Source organism: Streptomyces katrae, from assembly GCF_000717655.1.
In the GTDB taxonomy this organism is placed as follows: Bacteria; Actinomycetota; Actinomycetes; order Streptomycetales; family Streptomycetaceae; genus Streptomyces; species Streptomyces katrae_B.
In genome coordinates, this window is the sequence record NZ_JNZY01000022.1 from 89,714 (window position 1) to 103,892 (window position 14,179).

The 14,179-nt window shown below is 72.1% G+C and carries 16 protein-coding genes; 9 read left to right on the forward strand and 7 right to left on the reverse strand.

Features of this window, described 5'->3' with window-relative positions; translation table 11 throughout:
* Positions 1-128: 128 nt before the first annotated feature.
* On the forward strand, positions 129-479 hold the full coding sequence (locus IF09_RS0124845; protein WP_030299276.1) for a WhiB family transcriptional regulator: 351 nt from the start codon (positions 129-131) through the stop codon (positions 477-479).
* A gap of 63 nt (positions 480-542) precedes the next feature.
* Here IF09_RS0124845 and IF09_RS0124850 read toward each other — a convergent pair whose 3' ends face one another.
* Together IF09_RS0124850 and IF09_RS0124855 are read right to left on the reverse strand one after the other, a co-directional pair.
* The gene (locus tag IF09_RS0124850) at positions 543-1,754 is read right to left on the reverse strand and encodes an ArsA family ATPase (protein ID WP_030299278.1); all 1,212 of its coding nucleotides are present in this window, start codon (positions 1,752-1,754) and stop codon (positions 543-545) included.
* Positions 1,755-1,789: 35 nt separating this feature from the next.
* Positions 1,790-2,770, reverse strand: a complete 981-nt coding sequence (locus tag IF09_RS0124855) for an ArsA family ATPase (RefSeq protein WP_030299280.1) — start codon at positions 2,768-2,770, stop codon at positions 1,790-1,792.
* Positions 2,771-2,871: 101 nt separating this feature from the next.
* Here IF09_RS0124855 and IF09_RS44815 point away from each other — a divergent pair, with 101 nt between their 5' ends.
* The 5 genes from IF09_RS44815 (at position 2,872) to IF09_RS0124880 (ending at position 5,803) form a co-directional block, all read left to right on the forward strand.
* Positions 2,872-3,033: a DUF4177 domain-containing protein gene (locus IF09_RS44815; RefSeq protein ID WP_007264966.1), complete on the forward strand. Its 162-nt coding sequence runs from the start codon at positions 2,872-2,874 to the stop codon at positions 3,031-3,033.
* Positions 3,030-3,500, forward strand: coding sequence for a RidA family protein (locus IF09_RS0124865; RefSeq protein ID WP_030299282.1), 471 nt, complete (start codon positions 3,030-3,032; stop codon positions 3,498-3,500). The genes IF09_RS44815 and IF09_RS0124865 overlap by 4 nt, the downstream gene beginning before the upstream one ends.
* Before the next feature lie 274 nt (positions 3,501-3,774).
* Positions 3,775-4,674, forward strand: a complete 900-nt coding sequence (locus IF09_RS0124870) for an NUDIX hydrolase (protein ID WP_030299284.1) — start codon at positions 3,775-3,777, stop codon at positions 4,672-4,674.
* Positions 4,671-5,516: an MBL fold metallo-hydrolase gene (locus IF09_RS0124875; protein WP_030299285.1), complete on the forward strand. Its 846-nt coding sequence runs from the start codon at positions 4,671-4,673 to the stop codon at positions 5,514-5,516. The genes IF09_RS0124870 and IF09_RS0124875 overlap by 4 nt, the downstream gene beginning before the upstream one ends.
* Positions 5,513-5,803: a hypothetical protein gene (locus IF09_RS0124880; protein WP_030299287.1), complete on the forward strand. Its 291-nt coding sequence runs from the start codon at positions 5,513-5,515 to the stop codon at positions 5,801-5,803. Before IF09_RS0124875 ends, IF09_RS0124880 begins: the two co-directional genes overlap by 4 nt.
* 8 nt (positions 5,804-5,811) lie before the next feature.
* On the opposite strand, the gene IF09_RS0124885 is transcribed toward IF09_RS0124880, so the two are convergent.
* Entirely contained in the window at positions 5,812-6,612 is an 801-nt protein-coding gene (locus tag IF09_RS0124885) for a nucleotidyltransferase domain-containing protein (RefSeq protein ID WP_030299288.1), read from the reverse strand.
* 180 nt (positions 6,613-6,792) lie between these two features.
* Positions 6,793-7,467, reverse strand: a complete 675-nt coding sequence (locus IF09_RS0124890; RefSeq protein ID WP_003981529.1) for a Crp/Fnr family transcriptional regulator — start codon at positions 7,465-7,467, stop codon at positions 6,793-6,795.
* A 353-nt stretch (positions 7,468-7,820) separates the two neighbouring features.
* On the opposite strand from IF09_RS0124890, the gene nth reads away from it, so the two are divergent.
* The 3 genes from nth (at position 7,821) to IF09_RS0124905 (ending at position 10,820) form a co-directional block, all read left to right on the forward strand.
* Entirely contained in the window at positions 7,821-8,588 is a 768-nt protein-coding gene (gene nth, locus IF09_RS0124895) for an endonuclease III (RefSeq protein ID WP_418953073.1), read from the forward strand.
* Positions 8,589-8,767: 179 nt separating this feature from the next.
* A complete protein-coding gene (locus IF09_RS0124900) occupies positions 8,768-9,604 on the forward strand; it encodes an NUDIX hydrolase (RefSeq protein WP_078613430.1) in 837 nt (278 codons plus the stop codon).
* 13 nt (positions 9,605-9,617) lie between these two features.
* The gene (locus IF09_RS0124905; RefSeq protein WP_030299293.1) at positions 9,618-10,820 is read left to right on the forward strand and encodes a MarP family serine protease; all 1,203 of its coding nucleotides are present in this window, start codon (positions 9,618-9,620) and stop codon (positions 10,818-10,820) included.
* Positions 10,821-11,176: 356 nt separating this feature from the next.
* On the opposite strand, the gene IF09_RS0124910 is transcribed toward IF09_RS0124905, so the two are convergent.
* The 3 genes from IF09_RS0124910 to nhaA all read right to left on the reverse strand — a co-directional run bounded on the left by IF09_RS0124910 (position 11,177) and on the right by nhaA (position 14,121).
* The gene (locus IF09_RS0124910; RefSeq protein WP_030299296.1) at positions 11,177-12,136 is read right to left on the reverse strand and encodes an alpha/beta fold hydrolase; all 960 of its coding nucleotides are present in this window, start codon (positions 12,134-12,136) and stop codon (positions 11,177-11,179) included.
* Positions 12,133-12,591: a phage holin family protein gene (locus tag IF09_RS0124915; RefSeq protein WP_030299297.1), complete on the reverse strand. Its 459-nt coding sequence runs from the start codon at positions 12,589-12,591 to the stop codon at positions 12,133-12,135. The genes IF09_RS0124910 and IF09_RS0124915 overlap by 4 nt, the downstream gene beginning before the upstream one ends.
* 96 nt (positions 12,592-12,687) lie before the next feature.
* Positions 12,688-14,121 carry a Na+/H+ antiporter NhaA gene (gene nhaA / locus IF09_RS0124920; RefSeq protein ID WP_030299299.1) on the reverse strand — a complete coding sequence of 478 codons (1,434 nt, stop codon included), beginning with the start codon at positions 14,119-14,121 and terminating at the stop codon, positions 12,688-12,690.
* Positions 14,122-14,179 lie beyond the last annotated feature (58 nt).

A 14,179-nucleotide genomic window follows, 5' to 3' on the forward strand; every position in this document is an offset into this window, starting at 1 on the left:
ACCATTCAAGATTGGGCCCGTCGGGGGTGTTGCACTGTCCCCGCCTTCCGTAACGTCCTCAACTGGCAGCGGTGAATATGCCGCTACCGCCGTGGGGGAGCCTCGATTCGGGAGAGGACGGCGCCGGGATGGGCTGGGTTACCGACTGGAGTGCGCAGGCAGCCTGCCGCACTACCGATCCGGATGAACTGTTCGTTCAAGGAGCGGCACAGAACAGGGCCAAGGCGGTGTGCACCGGATGTCCGGTGCGGACCGAGTGCCTGGCCGACGCGCTCGACAATCGTGTCGAGTTCGGAGTATGGGGCGGAATGACCGAGCGGGAACGTCGCGCATTGCTGCGCCGGCGTCCCACCGTCACCTCGTGGCGACGGCTGCTCGAAACCGCCCGCACGGAGTACGAGCGCAGTACGGGCATCCTCACCGTGGATGTCGATGCGGAGATCGACGTTCCGTACGAGACGTACGCGGCAGCCGGGTAGACCGACCCGCGCGGTCCCGCATACGACTGCCCCCTCACCAGGAGGCATTCGTCGTACGAACGCCTATGCTCCGGCCGGAACCCCGGCCGCGAGTCGCTCTCCGATGGCCCGCAGCCCGGCGAGGTCATGCACATCGCCGGGCAGGGCGGCCACCTCGGCCACCGCCACCTCGGGGTGCAGCGAGGTGAAGCGATCGCGTGTGCGCTGTTCGCGCGCGATCACCTGCATCCGTTCGGCGTGCAGGCGCAGCAGTCTTGCGGTGATCTCGTCCACGTCGGCCGCCGCCGCGTCGGCCTCCGTGTCCGGGTCACGAAGTCCAGCTTTCCCGGACTCCTGATCGACAATGCCGCCTTCTTCAAGATTCTCTGCGGCGGCCAACGCCCGCTCCGCGGACAGCTGATCGGCGCCGCTGCCGTGCACCCGGTTCAGTACGAGCCCGGCCAGCGGCATCTGCTCCGCGGCCAGCCGCTCCACGAAGTACGCCGCCTCCCGCAGCGCGTCCGGTTCGGGCGCCGCGACCACCAGGAAGGCCGTACCGGGAGCCTGAAGCAGCCGGAACGTCGCGTCCGCGCGGGTGCGGAAACCGCCGAACATCGTGTCCATCGCCGCCACGAACGTCTGCACGTCCTTCAGCAGCGAGGCGCCCATCAGCTTGCTGAGGGTCCCGGTCATCAGGGACATGCCGACGTTGAGGAACTTCATCCCCGCCCTGCCGCCCACCTTCGCCGGAGCCATCAGTACCCGGATGAACTTCCCGTCCAGGAACGACCCCAGCCGCTTCGGCGCGTCGAGGAAGTCCAGCGCGGACCGGCTCGGCGGGGTGTCCACGACGATCAGGTCCCAGTCGTCGCGGGCCCGCAGCTGGCCCAGCTTCTCCATCGCCATGTACTCCTGCGTGCCCGCGAACCCGGCCGACAGGGACTGGTAGAAGGGGTTGGCGAGGATGGCCTCCGCCCGCTCGGCATCCGCGTGACCTTCGACGATCTCGTCGAAGGTCCGCTTCATGTCGAGCATCATGGCGTGCAGTTCGCCGCCCTCGACCCCCTTCACCCTGCGCGGGGTGTTGTCCAGCGAGTCGATCCCCATCGACTGGGCGAGCCGCCGGGCCGGGTCGATGGTCAGTACGACCACCTTCCGCCCGCGCTCCGCCGCCCGCACGCCCAGGGCCGCGGCGGTGGTCGTCTTGCCGACCCCGCCGGCGCCGCAGCAGACGATGATCCGCGTCCCGGGGTCGTCCAGCAGCCGGTCCACGGCCAGCCGCGTCGGAGTGTCCATGCCGACGCCCCCCTTCATGCCCGTCGTGGCCCCGCTCATTCCTCGCCCGCCTGCTTCCGCAGCTCCGAGGCCAGCTCGTACAGCCCGGCCAGATCCATCCCCGCGCCGAGCAGGGGGAGTTCGTACGTCGGCACGTCCAGCTGCGCGAGTACGGTGCGCTGCGCGCGCTCCAGCTCCACCCGGCTCGCGTGCTCCGCGGCCTGCGTGAGCAGCGGGTCCACCAGCCGCTCCGCGACCCCGCCGCGGCGCGCGCCGCCCAGGCCGGCCCGGGACAGGGCCTTGGCCACGTCCGCGCGGCGCTCGCCTGCGGCGGCGCGCAGGGTGTCCTCGTCCAAGTGGTGCGGCCGCACCATGTTGACGACGACCCGCCCCACGGGCAGTCCGGCCGCCTCGAGGTCGGCGATCCCGTCCGCGGTCTCCTGGACGGGCATCTCCTCGAGCAGAGTGACCAGGTGGACGGCCGTCTCCGGAGACTTGAGCACCTTCATGACGGCCTGCGCCTGGTTGTGGATCGGCCCGAACCGGGCCAGCCCCGCCACCTCGTCGTTGACGTTGAGGAAGCGGGTGATCCGTCCGGTCGGCGGTGCGTCCATGATCACGTGGTCGTAGACGTAGCGGCCGGCCTTGTCCTTGCGCCGGACCGCCTCGCACGCCTTGCCGGTCAGCAGTACGTCCCGCAGACCGGGCGCGATGGTCGTCGCGAAGTCGATGGCGCCGAGCTTCTTGAGGGCGCGGCCGGCGGAGCCGAGCTTGTAGAACATCTGGAGGTAGTCCAGCAGGGCCCGCTCGGCATCGATGGCCAGGGCGAAGACCTCCCCGCCGCCCGAGGCGACGGCGATCTTCCGCTCCTCGTACGGGAGTGCCTCCGCGCCGAAGAGCTGCGCGATCCCCTGCCTGCCCTCGACCTCCACCAGAAGCGTCCGTCTGCCCTCGCGCGCGAGGGCGAGCGCGAGTGCCGCGGCGACCGTGGTCTTTCCGGTTCCGCCCTTGCCGCTGACCACCTGGAGCCTGCTCACAGCGTCTGAGCCTAACCACTCGCCCCTCGGACATGCGCATGAGCCTCCCCCAACCTCCGGCCGGGGGCACCCCCACGCCGTCAGGCGATACGCTCGCCCCCATGACCAAGAAGTTCGAATACGCGACGGTCCCGCTGCTGGTCCACGCCACCAAGCAGATCCTGGACACCTGGGGCGAGGACGGCTGGGAGCTCGTCCAGGTCGTACCCGGGCCGAACAACCCCGAGCAGCTCGTGGCCTACCTCAAGCGGGAGAAGGCATGAGCGGCGCTGTCGAGGCGAAGCTGGCCGAGCTCGGCCTGACCCTGCCCGAGGTCGTCCCGCCGCTGGCCACGTACCAGCCGGCCGTGCGGTCGGGCGCGTACGTGTTCACCGCGGGACAGCTCCCGATGGTCAAGGGCAGCATGCCGGTCACCGGCAAGGTCGGCGCCGAGGTCTCGCCGGAGCAGGCCAAGGAACTGGCCGCGACCTGCGCGCTGAACGCCCTGGCCGCGGTGAAGTCCGTGATCGGCGACCTCGACAAGATCGCACGTGTCGTGAAGGTCGTCGGCTTCGTGGCCTCGGCCCCCGACTTCACCGGCCAGCCGGGCGTGCTGAACGGTGCGAGCGAGCTGCTGGGTGCCGTACTCGGCGAAAAGGGCGTCCACGCCCGCAGCGCCGTCGGTGTGGCGGTCCTCCCGCTGGACGCCCCGGTCGAGATCGAGATCCAGGTCGAGGTTTCCGCTTCCTGACGCGCCGCTCCCTTTCCTCACGCGCCGCTCGCGCGCTTCGGCCCTGGCGGGCCTCACCGGCTTCGCGCCGCTGCGCCGGACTCCGTCCGGCGGCCCGCCGGGGCCGTTCGCGTTCCGCCGCCGCCTCTGCGGCTTCCGGCCCGTCCGGCGTTTGAGCTCCGGGTCCGGGCCGAGCCCGGGGGCAGGGAGAAGGCCGGGGCGGGGACCCCCGACCCGGCCCGCCCTCCGAACGGAGGCTCTCGAACATCGGGCCGGATCCCCGTAGCATCCCGACATGCCGAATGGTCAGCACGGTCAGCAGCAGCCCCCCGCCGGGGGTCAGTGGTACCCGCCCGAGTGGCCCGCCCGGATCCGCGCGCTCATGGACGGCTCCCTCACCCCGGTGGAGCCCAGACGGGCCGCCACCGTCATGCTGCTCCGCGACACCCCCGACGGCCCCGTCGTGCACATGCTGCGCCGCAAGGCCTCCATGGCCTTCGCGGGCGGCGCGTACGCCTACCCCGGCGGCGGGGTCGACCCCCGCGACGAGGACCACCTCGTCGGCTGGGCCGGCCCGAGCCGGGACGAGTGGGCCGCGCGCCTCGCCACCGACCCCCGGACCGCCCAGGCCATCGTCTGCGGCGCCGTCCGCGAGACCTTCGAGGAGGCGGGCGTCCTGCTCGCCGGCGAGACCGCCGACACCGTCGTCGGCGACACCACCGGCGACGACTGGGAGGCCGACCGTACGGCCCTCGTCGCCCGCGAGCTGTCGTTCGCCGAGTTCCTCGACCGCCGCGGCCTGCGGCTGCGCTCCGACCTGCTCGGCGCCTGGGCCCGCTGGATCACCCCGGAGTTCGAGCCCCGCCGCTACGACACCTGGTTCTTCGTCGCCGCCCTCCCGGAGGGCCAGCGCACCCGCAACGCCTCCACCGAAGCCGACCGGACGGTCTGGATCCGCCCCGCGGACGCCGCCGACGGCTACGACGAGGGCGAGCTGCTGATGATGCCGCCCACCATCTCCACCCTGCGCTCCCTCGAGCCGTACGGGAGCGCCGTCGACGCCCTCACCGCGGCCGCCGGCCAGGACCTGACGCCCGTACTGGCCCAGGCCTCGCTGGAGAACGGCGAACTGGTGCTCAGCTGGCCGGGCCACGACGAGTTCACCAAGCGCGTCCACCCCGGAGGCACCCCGTGACGAATGCCGCCGCTCTGCCCGGACAGCCCCGCGGAATCGTCACCTCAGGGCCCGCCACCGCCCGCGCGGTCAACATCCTGGCCCCCAACGCCTCGGCGATGACCCTGGACGGCACCAACACCTGGCTGGTCTCGGAGCCCGGCTCCGAGCTGGCCGTCGTCATCGATCCCGGCCCCCTCGACGACGTCCACCTGCGCGCGGTCGTGGAGACCGCCGAGCAGGCGGGCAAGCGGATCGCCCTGACCCTCCTCACCCACGGCCATCCCGACCACGCCGAGGGCGCGGGCCGGTTCGCCGAGCTCACCGGCACCAAGGTCCGCGCCCTGGACCCCGCCCTGCGCCTCGGCGACGAGGGGCTGGCCGCCGGAGACGTGATCCGGACCGGCGGGCTGGAGCTGCGCGTCGTCCCGACCCCCGGCCACACCGCCGACTCGCTCAGCTTCCACCTGCCCGCCGACCGGGCCGTCCTGACCGGCGACACGATCCTCGGCCGCGGCACCACCGTCGTCGCGCACCCCGACGGCCGCCTGGGGGACTACCTCGACTCCCTGCGCCGGCTGCGCTCGCTGACGGTGGACGACGGCGTGCACACGGTGCTCCCGGGGCACGGACCGGTCCTGGACGACGCGCAGGGCGCGGTGGAGTTCTACCTGGCCCACCGCGCGCACCGGCTCGCCCAGGTCGAGACCGCGGTGGAGAACGGGTACACGACCCCCGCGGCGGTCGTCGCCCACGTGTACGCGGACGTGGACCGCTCGCTGTGGCCGGCCGCGGAATGGTCCGTACGGGCGCAGCTCGAGTACCTTCAAGATCACGGACTGATCCCGGGGGGACCTGAATGACCACGCTGTTCCTGCTGCTCGCGCTCATCGCCACGGCCTCGTGGATCACCTCTACGGTGACCCTGCGCATGAAGGCCCTCGAGCGGCGCTCGGAGCGGCTGGAGCGGCAGCTGGGACTGCTCCTGGACCACTTCGGCCTCGAGGAGCCGGAGCCGGCCGGGCTGGACGAGGTACGGGCGCTCGTGCGGGACGGGCGGACGGTCGAGGCCATCCGCGTCTACCGGCGCATCACCGGCGCGGGCCTGCTCGAGGCGAAGCAGGCGGTCGAGGCCCTGACGGGGGTCTGACCGCGTCTTCAGCGGGGCGTCTTCGTGCCGTGCCGGGCGGTGTACTCGTCCGCGAGCCACGGGCCGAGGTCTTCCAGGTACGCGTGCAGCACGGCCGGGTCCTCGGTCGGATCCAGTGCCACGGCGGCCGCGGCCCGCATCTGCGCGGCGCGCTCCGGGTAGTACCGGCCGAAGATCTCCGCGGACTCGGCGAGATCGCTCGTCCAGCCGCCCCACCGGGGCATCACGAGGGTGAACCCGGTGCGCACCAGGTGCCGGGAGAAGTTCCGGCTGAGCCTGCGGTACTCGGCGGGCGTCGACGCGGCTTCCAGCCGGGCGCGCCACCGCGGGAGTACGGCCGCCAGGTCGCCGTTGGTCTCACGGGCGAGCCGGCTGTCCGGGCGGTAGCGCGGGAGGTGCTCGGCCAGGTCGGCGCCGAGCAGCGGGGTGCACAGGCAGGCGAGGAACCAGCCCAGGTCGTCCCGCTCCTGCTCGCTCAGCAGGGTGTCCTTGCCGTGGAGCAGGATGCCGACGCCGTCGATCTCGGGGAAGTCCTGGTCGAGCCCGCGCGCCAGCACCTCGGCGGTGTCCCGGTCCTCGTCGGCGGCCTCGTGGTTCAGGGCGAGGAGCAGGTCGAGGTCGGAGCGGCCCGGGCGCGCCGTCCCGCGCGGCACGGACCCGTACAGGTAGGCGCTGTGCAGCCGCTGCCCGTACGCCTCGTCGATCCGCTCGCGTGCGGCGGCGACGACGGGCTCGAAGGCGCCCTGCACCCGGCCGAGTGACCCCTCGCGTTCGAAGTACCCGTACGCATCCAGCCCTCTGCGCTCCATGGCCCCACCTTCCTGCCGCCCGGCCACGTCCGGCCCCCGGGAGTTCGAGGCGCGGGGTTCGGGGCGGAGCCCCGAGAGGCCCGGCGCAGCCGGGGTCCGCTCGCGCAGCGGTCCCGCACCCGTAAACGGCAGAGGGGCCCCGCCCGACCGGGCAGGACCCTTCTGCGCGAACCAAAAGCGTCAGCGGGACCGCTTCGCCAGCCGCTCCACGTCCAGCAGGATCACTGCGCGGGCCTCCAGGCGGAGCCACCCGCGACCCGCGAAGTCCGCGAGGGCCTTGTTGACCGTCTCGCGGGAGGCGCCGACCAGCTGGGCCAGCTCCTCCTGCGTCAGGTCGTGCACGACGTGGATGCCCTCCTCCGACTGCACGCCGAACCGGCGCGACAGGTCGAGCAGCGCCCGCGCCACCCGGCCGGGAACGTCGGAGAAGACCAGGTCGGACATCTGGTCGTTCGTCTTGCGCAGGCGCCGTGCCACCGCACGCAGCAGCGCGGTCGCGACCTCGGGCCGGGCGTTGAGCCACGGCTGCAGGTCGCCGTGGCCGAGGCCGAGCAGCTTGACCTCGGTCAGGGCGGTGGCGGTGGCGGTGCGCGGGCCGGGGTCGAAGAGCGACAGCTCGCCGATCAGCTCGCCGGGGCCGAGGACGGCCAGCATGTTCTCGCGGCCGTCGGGGGAGGTGCGGTGCAGCTTCACCTTGCCCTCGGTCACGACATACAGCCGGTCGCCGGGGTCGCCCTCGTGGAACAGGGCGTCACCGCGTGCGAGGGTCACCTCGCCCATGGAGGCGCGGAGCTCCGCGGCCTGCTCGTCATCGAGCGCCGCGAAGAGCGGGGCGCGCCGCAGAACGTCGTCCACGAGTCTCTCTCCTATGTCGACCAGCTCAGGGGACCGTGCTCCCCATTTTGCCGGACGGCTCAAACAGTGCGATCAATCACAAGGATGCCGGACGTACGGGCGTGCTGTGCGGCGAGAGGCCAATCAGAGTGGTGTTACCTGAGGTCCAGGCGGGTGTCAGCGCCCGGCCTTAGGCTGGCCGGGTGTCCAATAAGCCGGTGAGAGCACAGGCCAAGGGGTCCGCAGGAGTGACGGGCGCCCCCGATTCAGCTGTGGGCGAACAAGCCCCCCAGAAGGCGTCCGGGAAGCCCCGGAAGGCCCTGCCGAGCGCCCAGGGCAAAGCTTCGGCCAAGAAAACGGAATCGCGCCTGGCGATGGTGCGTCGGGCCCGTCGCATCAATCGCGAGCTGGCCGAGCTCTATCCGTACGCCCATCCCGAGCTCGACTTCCGGAATCCCTTCGAGCTGCTGGTCGCCACGGTCCTGTCCGCCCAGACCACCGACCTGCGCGTGAACCAGACGACCCCGGCCCTGTTCGCCGCCTACCCGACCCCCGAGGACATGGCCGCGGCCGTTCCCGAGGATCTGGAGGAGCTCATCCGGCCGACCGGGTTCTTCCGGGCCAAGGCGCGGTCCCTCCTCGGCCTCTCGCAGGCCCTGCGGGACAACTTCGGCGGGAACGTACCGGGCCGGATCGAGGACCTCGTGACGCTGCCCGGAGTGGGCCGCAAGACGGCCAACGTGGTGCTCGGCAACGCGTTCGGTGTCCCGGGCATCACCGTGGACACCCACTTCGGCCGGCTGGTCCGCCGCTGGAAGTGGACCGAGCAGGAGGATCCGGAGAAGGTCGAGGCGGAGATCTGCGGGATCTTCCCGAAGAGCGAGTGGACGATGCTCTCGCACCGCGTCGTCTTCCACGGCCGCCGGATCTGCCACGCCCGCAGGCCCGCCTGCGGCGCCTGCCCGATCGCCCCGCTCTGCCCGGCCTACGGGGAGGGCGAGACGGACCCGGAGAAGGCGAAGAAGCTGCTCAAGTACGAGAAGGGCGGTCAGCCCGGCCAGCGGCTGAGCCCGCCGCCGGACTATCCGGGCCTCCCGGCCCCGCCGCTGGGCGGCGGCCAGGCGGCCTCCACCGCCTCCTGAGCAAGAAGCACGACGCAGCACGAGCACACAGCACGAGCACACAGCACGAGCACGAGCACGCAGCACGGCCGCGGGCCGCCGCACGGCGGCCCGCGGAGGAACGAATCCGGCCCGGCGCTGCGTTGTCCCGGTATTCGGGGCGGCGACGGTGTCGGCAACGGCAGGGAGCAGGGGTGCCTATGACGCGCGGAGCGCGGGACGAGAGCAGCGTGGCCCAGGCGGCCGCGCCGCCGCAGCAGGGCCAGCCGCAGGCCGCGTCACGGTCCGGCCGGGCCACGGCCCAGGGTCCGGCAGCCCCGGCCCCCGGCGCTCGCGCCCCCGGGCCCGAGGCCCCGTATGAGGACCACGGCGCCCCGCGCGTCACCACCCAGGGCCTGCCCGGGTGGCTCGATCCCGTCGTGGAGGCCGTGCGGACGGTCCGGCCGACCCAGCTCAGCCGTTTCCTGCCGCCCGAGGACGGCCGGGGCCGCCAGTCCGCCGTGCTGATCCTGTTCGGCGAGGGCCCGCGCGGCCCCGAGCTGCTGCTCATGGAGCGCGCCGGGAGCCTGCGCTCGCACCCCGGTCAGCCCTCCTTCCCGGGCGGCGCCCTCGATCCGGAGGACGGCGATCCGCACACCACCGGCCCGCTGCGCGCCGCCCTGCGCGAGGCCGAGGAGGAGACCGGGCTCGACCCCGCCGGTGTCCAGCTCTTCGGCGTCCTGCCGCGGCTCTACATCCCGGTCAGCGAGTTCGTCGTGACCCCGGTGCTCGGCTGGTGGCACGACCCCAGCCCGGTCGGCGTCGTGGATCCGGCCGAGACCGCCCGCGTCTTCACGGTTCCCGTGGCCGATCTCACGAATCCCGATCACCGGGTCATGGCCGTCCATCCGCGCGGCCATCTGGGTCCCGCTTTCACTGTCGAATCGGCCCTGGTCTGGGGTTTTACCGCCGGAGTGATCGACCGGCTCCTGCATTTCGCAGGGTGGGAGCGCCCCTGGGACCGATCGAGGCAGGTCCCGCTCGACTGGCACGCATGAGACGGTGACCCTCGTGAACGTGCTGGACATCCTGTTGCTGGTCGCCGCCGTCTGGTTTGCGATCGTCGGCTACCGCCAGGGGTTCGTCGTCGGCATCCTGTCGGTGATCGGCTTCCTCGGCGGTGGTCTCATCGCCGTGTCCCTGCTCCCGTTGATCTGGGACCGGGTGACCGACAACGGCACCCAGGTGTCCACCACGGTCGTCGTGATCGCCGTGGTCGTGATCATCGTCTGTGCCTCGATCGGACAGGCCTTCACCACGCATCTGGGCAACCGGCTGCGCCGCCACATCACGTGGTCGCCGGCCCGCGTGGTCGACGCGACCGGCGGGGCCCTGGTCAACGTCGTCGCGATGCTGCTGGTCGCGTGGTTGATCGGCTCGGCGCTCGCGGGGACGTCACTTCCCACGCTGGGCAAGGAAGTCCGCAATTCCAAGGTGCTGCTGGGCGTTTCGCGGGTCCTGCCCGCGCAGGCCAACACCTGGTTCTCGGACTTCAGCTCCACCCTCGCGCGCAGCGGCTTCCCGCAGGTGTTCAGCCCGTTCTCGAACGAGCCGATCACCGAGGTGAAGGCGCCCGACCCGGCTCTCGCCCGCAGTCCCGTCGCCGAGGCGGCCAAGCGCTCGATCGTGAAGGTCGTCGGTACCGCGCCGAGCTGCAGCAAGGTCCTGGAGGGCACGGGCTTCGTCTTCGCGCCCGGCAAGGTGATGACCAACGCGCACGTCGTCGGCGGCGTCGGCGAGCCGACCGTGCAGATCGGCGGCGAGGGCAAGCTCTACGACGGCAAGGTCGTGCTCTACGACTGGGAGCGCGACATCGCCGTCCTGGACGTGCCCAAGCTGAAGGCGCCCGCGCTGGAGTTCACCGACAAGGACGCGGCGAGCAGCAGCGACGCGATCGTCGCCGGCTTCCCGGAGAACGGCTCGTACGACGTCCGCGCGGCGCGCGTGCGCGGCCGGATCAACGCCAACGGTCCGGACATCTACCACCGCGGCACCGTCCGGCGGGATGTCTACTCGCTGTACGCGACGGTCCGCCAGGGCAACTCCGGCGGGCCGCTGCTCACGCCCGACGGCAAGGTGTACGGGGTCGTCTTCGCGAAGTCGCTCGACGACCCGAACACCGGGTACGCGCTGACGGCGGACGAGGTCCGCGACGACATCCGGATCGGGAAGGTCTCCGACCGGCGGGTCGACAGCCAGGGCTGCGCCCTCTGATCCGTACGGGCACCTCGCCCGTACGGACCGGGGCGCCGCGCCCGGCTACGTCCTTGGATGCCGCAGGCGGGCCGAGACCCAGCGGGCCCGGCGGCGCAGGATGCGTGGGATCCCGAGGCGGGGGTCGTGGCCGTCCCGGCCCGACCTCCCGTGTGTGCCCGGCGTCGCTGCCGGGCGGCGTTCGCGTGCGGTGTCACCGTAGTCGTGCGTCCAGCCCATACAACGAGCTGTGCCCGGGCCCCAAGGTCGGTAACCCCGTCCGGGGCGGCCAATTGGCCTATGCGCCAGGCAATTGAATGGTCGTAAGACAGTCGTACCGGCCGCCGTGCTGACAGTCGGTCAGACGGTGCGCATGGTCAGCGGTCCGGCTCGGGGTCCTTGAGCCAGTTCACGAGCTCGGTCGAGAACGCGGCGGGGTCCTCCTCGTGGGGGAAGTGCCCCAGGCCGTCGAACAGCCGCCACCGGTACGGGGCTTCGACGTACTCCCCGGATCCTGCCGCGCTCCGGGTCCGCATCACCGGGTCGAGCGAGCCGTGCAGGTGCAGCGTCGGCACCCGCACCGGCCGCTTCATCCGGCGGTTGAACTGGAGCCCGTCCGGCCGGGCCATCGACCGCATCATCCAGCGGTACGGCTCGATCGAGCAGTGCGCGGTGGACGGGATGCACATCGCCCGCCGGTAGACGCCGAGGTCCGCCTCCTCGGGGGGCAGGGGCCCGGACCAGTCCCGGATCAGCTCCCCCACGAGTGCCCCGTCGTCGGCGACGAGCTGCCGCTCGGGGATGAACGGCCGCTGGAAGCCCCAGATGTGCGAACTGGCCCGCGTCTGCCCGAAGTCGGACAGCATCGCCGAGCGCCAGCGCCGCGGGTGCGGCATCGAGGAGACCACGAGCCGGCGCACCAGCTTGGGCCGCATCACGGCCGCGGTCCAGGCGAGGTAGCCGCCCAGGTCGTGTCCCACGAGGGCGGCGTCCGGCTCGCCGAGCGACCGTACGACCCCGGTGATGTCGAGCGCCAGGTTCGCGGGGTCGTAGCCGCGCGGGGTGCGGTCGCTGCCGCCCACCCCGCGCAGGTCCATCGCGACCGCCCGGTACCCGGCGTCGGCGAGCGCGGTCAGCTGGTGCCGCCACGTCCACCAGAACTGCGGAAAGCCGTGCAGCAGCAGCACCAGCGGCCCGTCGCCCATCTCGGCGACGTGGAACCGGGCCCCGTTGGCCGCGACGTCCCGGTGGGTCACCGCCCTCCCGCCGGGCACATCGATCCGGACCGCCGTCGCGGCGGTGGGCGGAGTGCTGGAGTCCGGTGAGGGCGCTGTCATGAGGACGAGCGTGCCACACCCACGGCCTGGTCACTCACCGACCGCGGGTGCGGCTTGACGGTTCCGACGAGCGCCGCGGTCTGCTTGACGGAGGCGATGGTCTTCTCCGGCGGCTTGACCTTCTTGAACTTCGACACGGCGATCAGCGACAGCAGGCCCGCGAGCAGCAGGAACGCCACGCCGACGATGAGGAAGGACCAGGCGAGCCCGAGCCCGAGGTTGTGGATCCCGTACGCCGCGGCGAAGCTCAGCACGGGAAGGGAGAACAGGGCGAACACTCCTGCGATCCCGATGGCGGTGCCGCCGATGCCCGCCCGCTTGACGTCCTGGCGGATCTCCGCCTTGGCGAGGGCGATCTCGTCGTGCACCAGGGCGGACATCTCGGCGGTGGCCGAGGCGACCAGCTGGCCGAGTGTGCGCTCGGCTCCTTGCGCCCCTTGGTCCACTGCGCTCATCGCTCTCTCCCTCTGTCATCTGCCGTCGTCTGACGTCGTCTGCGGTCGACACCGTGGGCGGCGGCTGTCCTGCGCCCGTCACAGCGTCAGTTCAGATCATGCCGGACGGTCGCCCTCGGCGCTGGACCCGGTGGCCGCTTCGAGCGCGGCGGCCGCGGCGGTCTCGGCCTTGCGGCGGTGCTCCGCGGCCTTCTCCTCGTAGATCTTCGCCATCCGCAGGTGGTACTCGGGCTTGTCCTGCTCGTAGATGTCCGGGATGCCGTCGCGGTCCTCGTCGCGCTCCTCGTCCTCGGTGAGCGCCCGGTACGTGCGGTTGCGCAGCTTGAGCATGACGCCCGCGACGACGGCGGCGATGAGGGAGCCGAACAGGACGGCGGCCTTGACCTCGTCGGTGAGGGTCTGGTCGCCGGTGAAGGCGAGTTCGCCGATGAGGAGCGAGACGGTGAAGCCGATGCCGGCGAGGGAGGCCACGGCGAGTACGTCCGGCCAGGCCAGGTCCTCGTTGAGCTCCGCCCGGGTGAAGCGGGCCGCCAGCCAGGTGCCGCCGAAGATGCCCACGGCCTTGCCGACGACCAGGCCGAGGACGACGCCGAGGGTCTCGGGCCGGGTGAAGACCTGGGCGATCGCCTTGTCGGAGAGGGAGACCCCGGCGGAGAACAGCGCGAAGAGCGGCACGGCGAGCCCGGCCGAGACGGGCCGCACGAGGTGTTCGATGTGCTCGCCGGGGGATTGGCGCTCGCCTTCCTTGCGCGAGCAGCGGAGCATCAGGCCCATGGCGACGCCGGCGATGGTGGCGTGGACGCCGCTGTTGTACATCAGGCCCCAGATGACCAGGGCGAGCGGGACGTACACGTACCAGCCGTGGACGCCCTTGCGGAGCAGGAACCAGAAGAGGACCAGGCCAAGGACCGCGCCGCCGAGGGCCAGGAAGTCGATCTCGCTGGTGAAGAACACCGCGATGATCATGATGGCGAAGAGGTCGTCGACGACGGCGAGGGTCAGCAGGAAGGCGCGCAGGGCGGACGGCAGCGAGGTGCCGATGACTGCGAGCACGGCGAGGGCGAAGGCGATGTCGGTGGCGGTCGGGACCGCCCAGCCGTCCATCGAGCCGCCGCCCAGGGTGTTGACCAGGACGTAGACCAGCGCGGGCGCGGCCATGCCGCAGACGGCGGCGATCACCGGGAGGGCGGCGGCCTTGGGGTCGCGCAGATCGCCCGCGACGAGCTCGCGTTTGAGCTCGATGCCGGCGACGAAGAAGAAGACGGCGAGCAGGCCGTCGGCCGCCCAGTGCTGGATCGAGAGGTCGAGGCCGAGGGAGGCGGGGCCGATGTGGAAGTCGCGGACGCTGGCGTAGCTCTCCGAGAGGGCGGGGATGTTCGCCCACAGCAGGGCGGCGATCGCGGCCACGAGGAGGAGCACGCCGCCGACGGTCTCGGCGCGCAGGGCGTCGGCCACGAAGCGCCGCTCGGGCAGGGAGAGCCTGCCGGGGAACTTGCGGCTGTGACGGTCGGTGGGGCTGGGCGTGGCCACGGTGGGAGACCTCCGGGTGGTCGACGGCATGACGAACGCTGTTGCCGACCAGACTTCC

Bases quoted from the DNA above. Each gene is read 5' to 3' on its own strand.
- IF09_RS0124870 (WP_030299284.1), top strand. From the start codon at position 3,775: ATGCCGAATGGTCAGCACGGTCAGCAGCAGCCCCCCGCCGGGGGTCAG.
- IF09_RS0124880 (WP_030299287.1), top strand. From the start codon at position 5,513: ATGACCACGCTGTTCCTGCTGCTCGCGCTCATCGCCACGGCCTCGTGG.
- IF09_RS0124845 (WP_030299276.1), top strand. From the start codon at position 129: ATGGGCTGGGTTACCGACTGGAGTGCGCAGGCAGCCTGCCGCACTACC.
- IF09_RS0124915 (WP_030299297.1), bottom strand. From the start codon at position 12,591: ATGAGCGCAGTGGACCAAGGGGCGCAAGGAGCCGAGCGCACACTCGGC.
- IF09_RS44815 (WP_007264966.1), top strand. From the start codon at position 2,872: ATGACCAAGAAGTTCGAATACGCGACGGTCCCGCTGCTGGTCCACGCC.
- IF09_RS0124850 (WP_030299278.1), bottom strand. From the start codon at position 1,754: ATGGACACTCCGACGCGGCTGGCCGTGGACCGGCTGCTGGACGACCCC.
- nth (WP_418953073.1), top strand. From the start codon at position 7,821: ATGGTGCGTCGGGCCCGTCGCATCAATCGCGAGCTGGCCGAGCTCTAT.
- IF09_RS0124910 (WP_030299296.1), bottom strand. From the start codon at position 12,136: ATGACAGCGCCCTCACCGGACTCCAGCACTCCGCCCACCGCCGCGACG.
- IF09_RS0124885 (WP_030299288.1), bottom strand. From the start codon at position 6,612: ATGGAGCGCAGAGGGCTGGATGCGTACGGGTACTTCGAACGCGAGGGG.
- IF09_RS0124865 (WP_030299282.1), top strand. From the start codon at position 3,030: ATGAGCGGCGCTGTCGAGGCGAAGCTGGCCGAGCTCGGCCTGACCCTG.
- IF09_RS0124900 (WP_078613430.1), top strand. From the start codon at position 8,768: ATGACGCGCGGAGCGCGGGACGAGAGCAGCGTGGCCCAGGCGGCCGCG.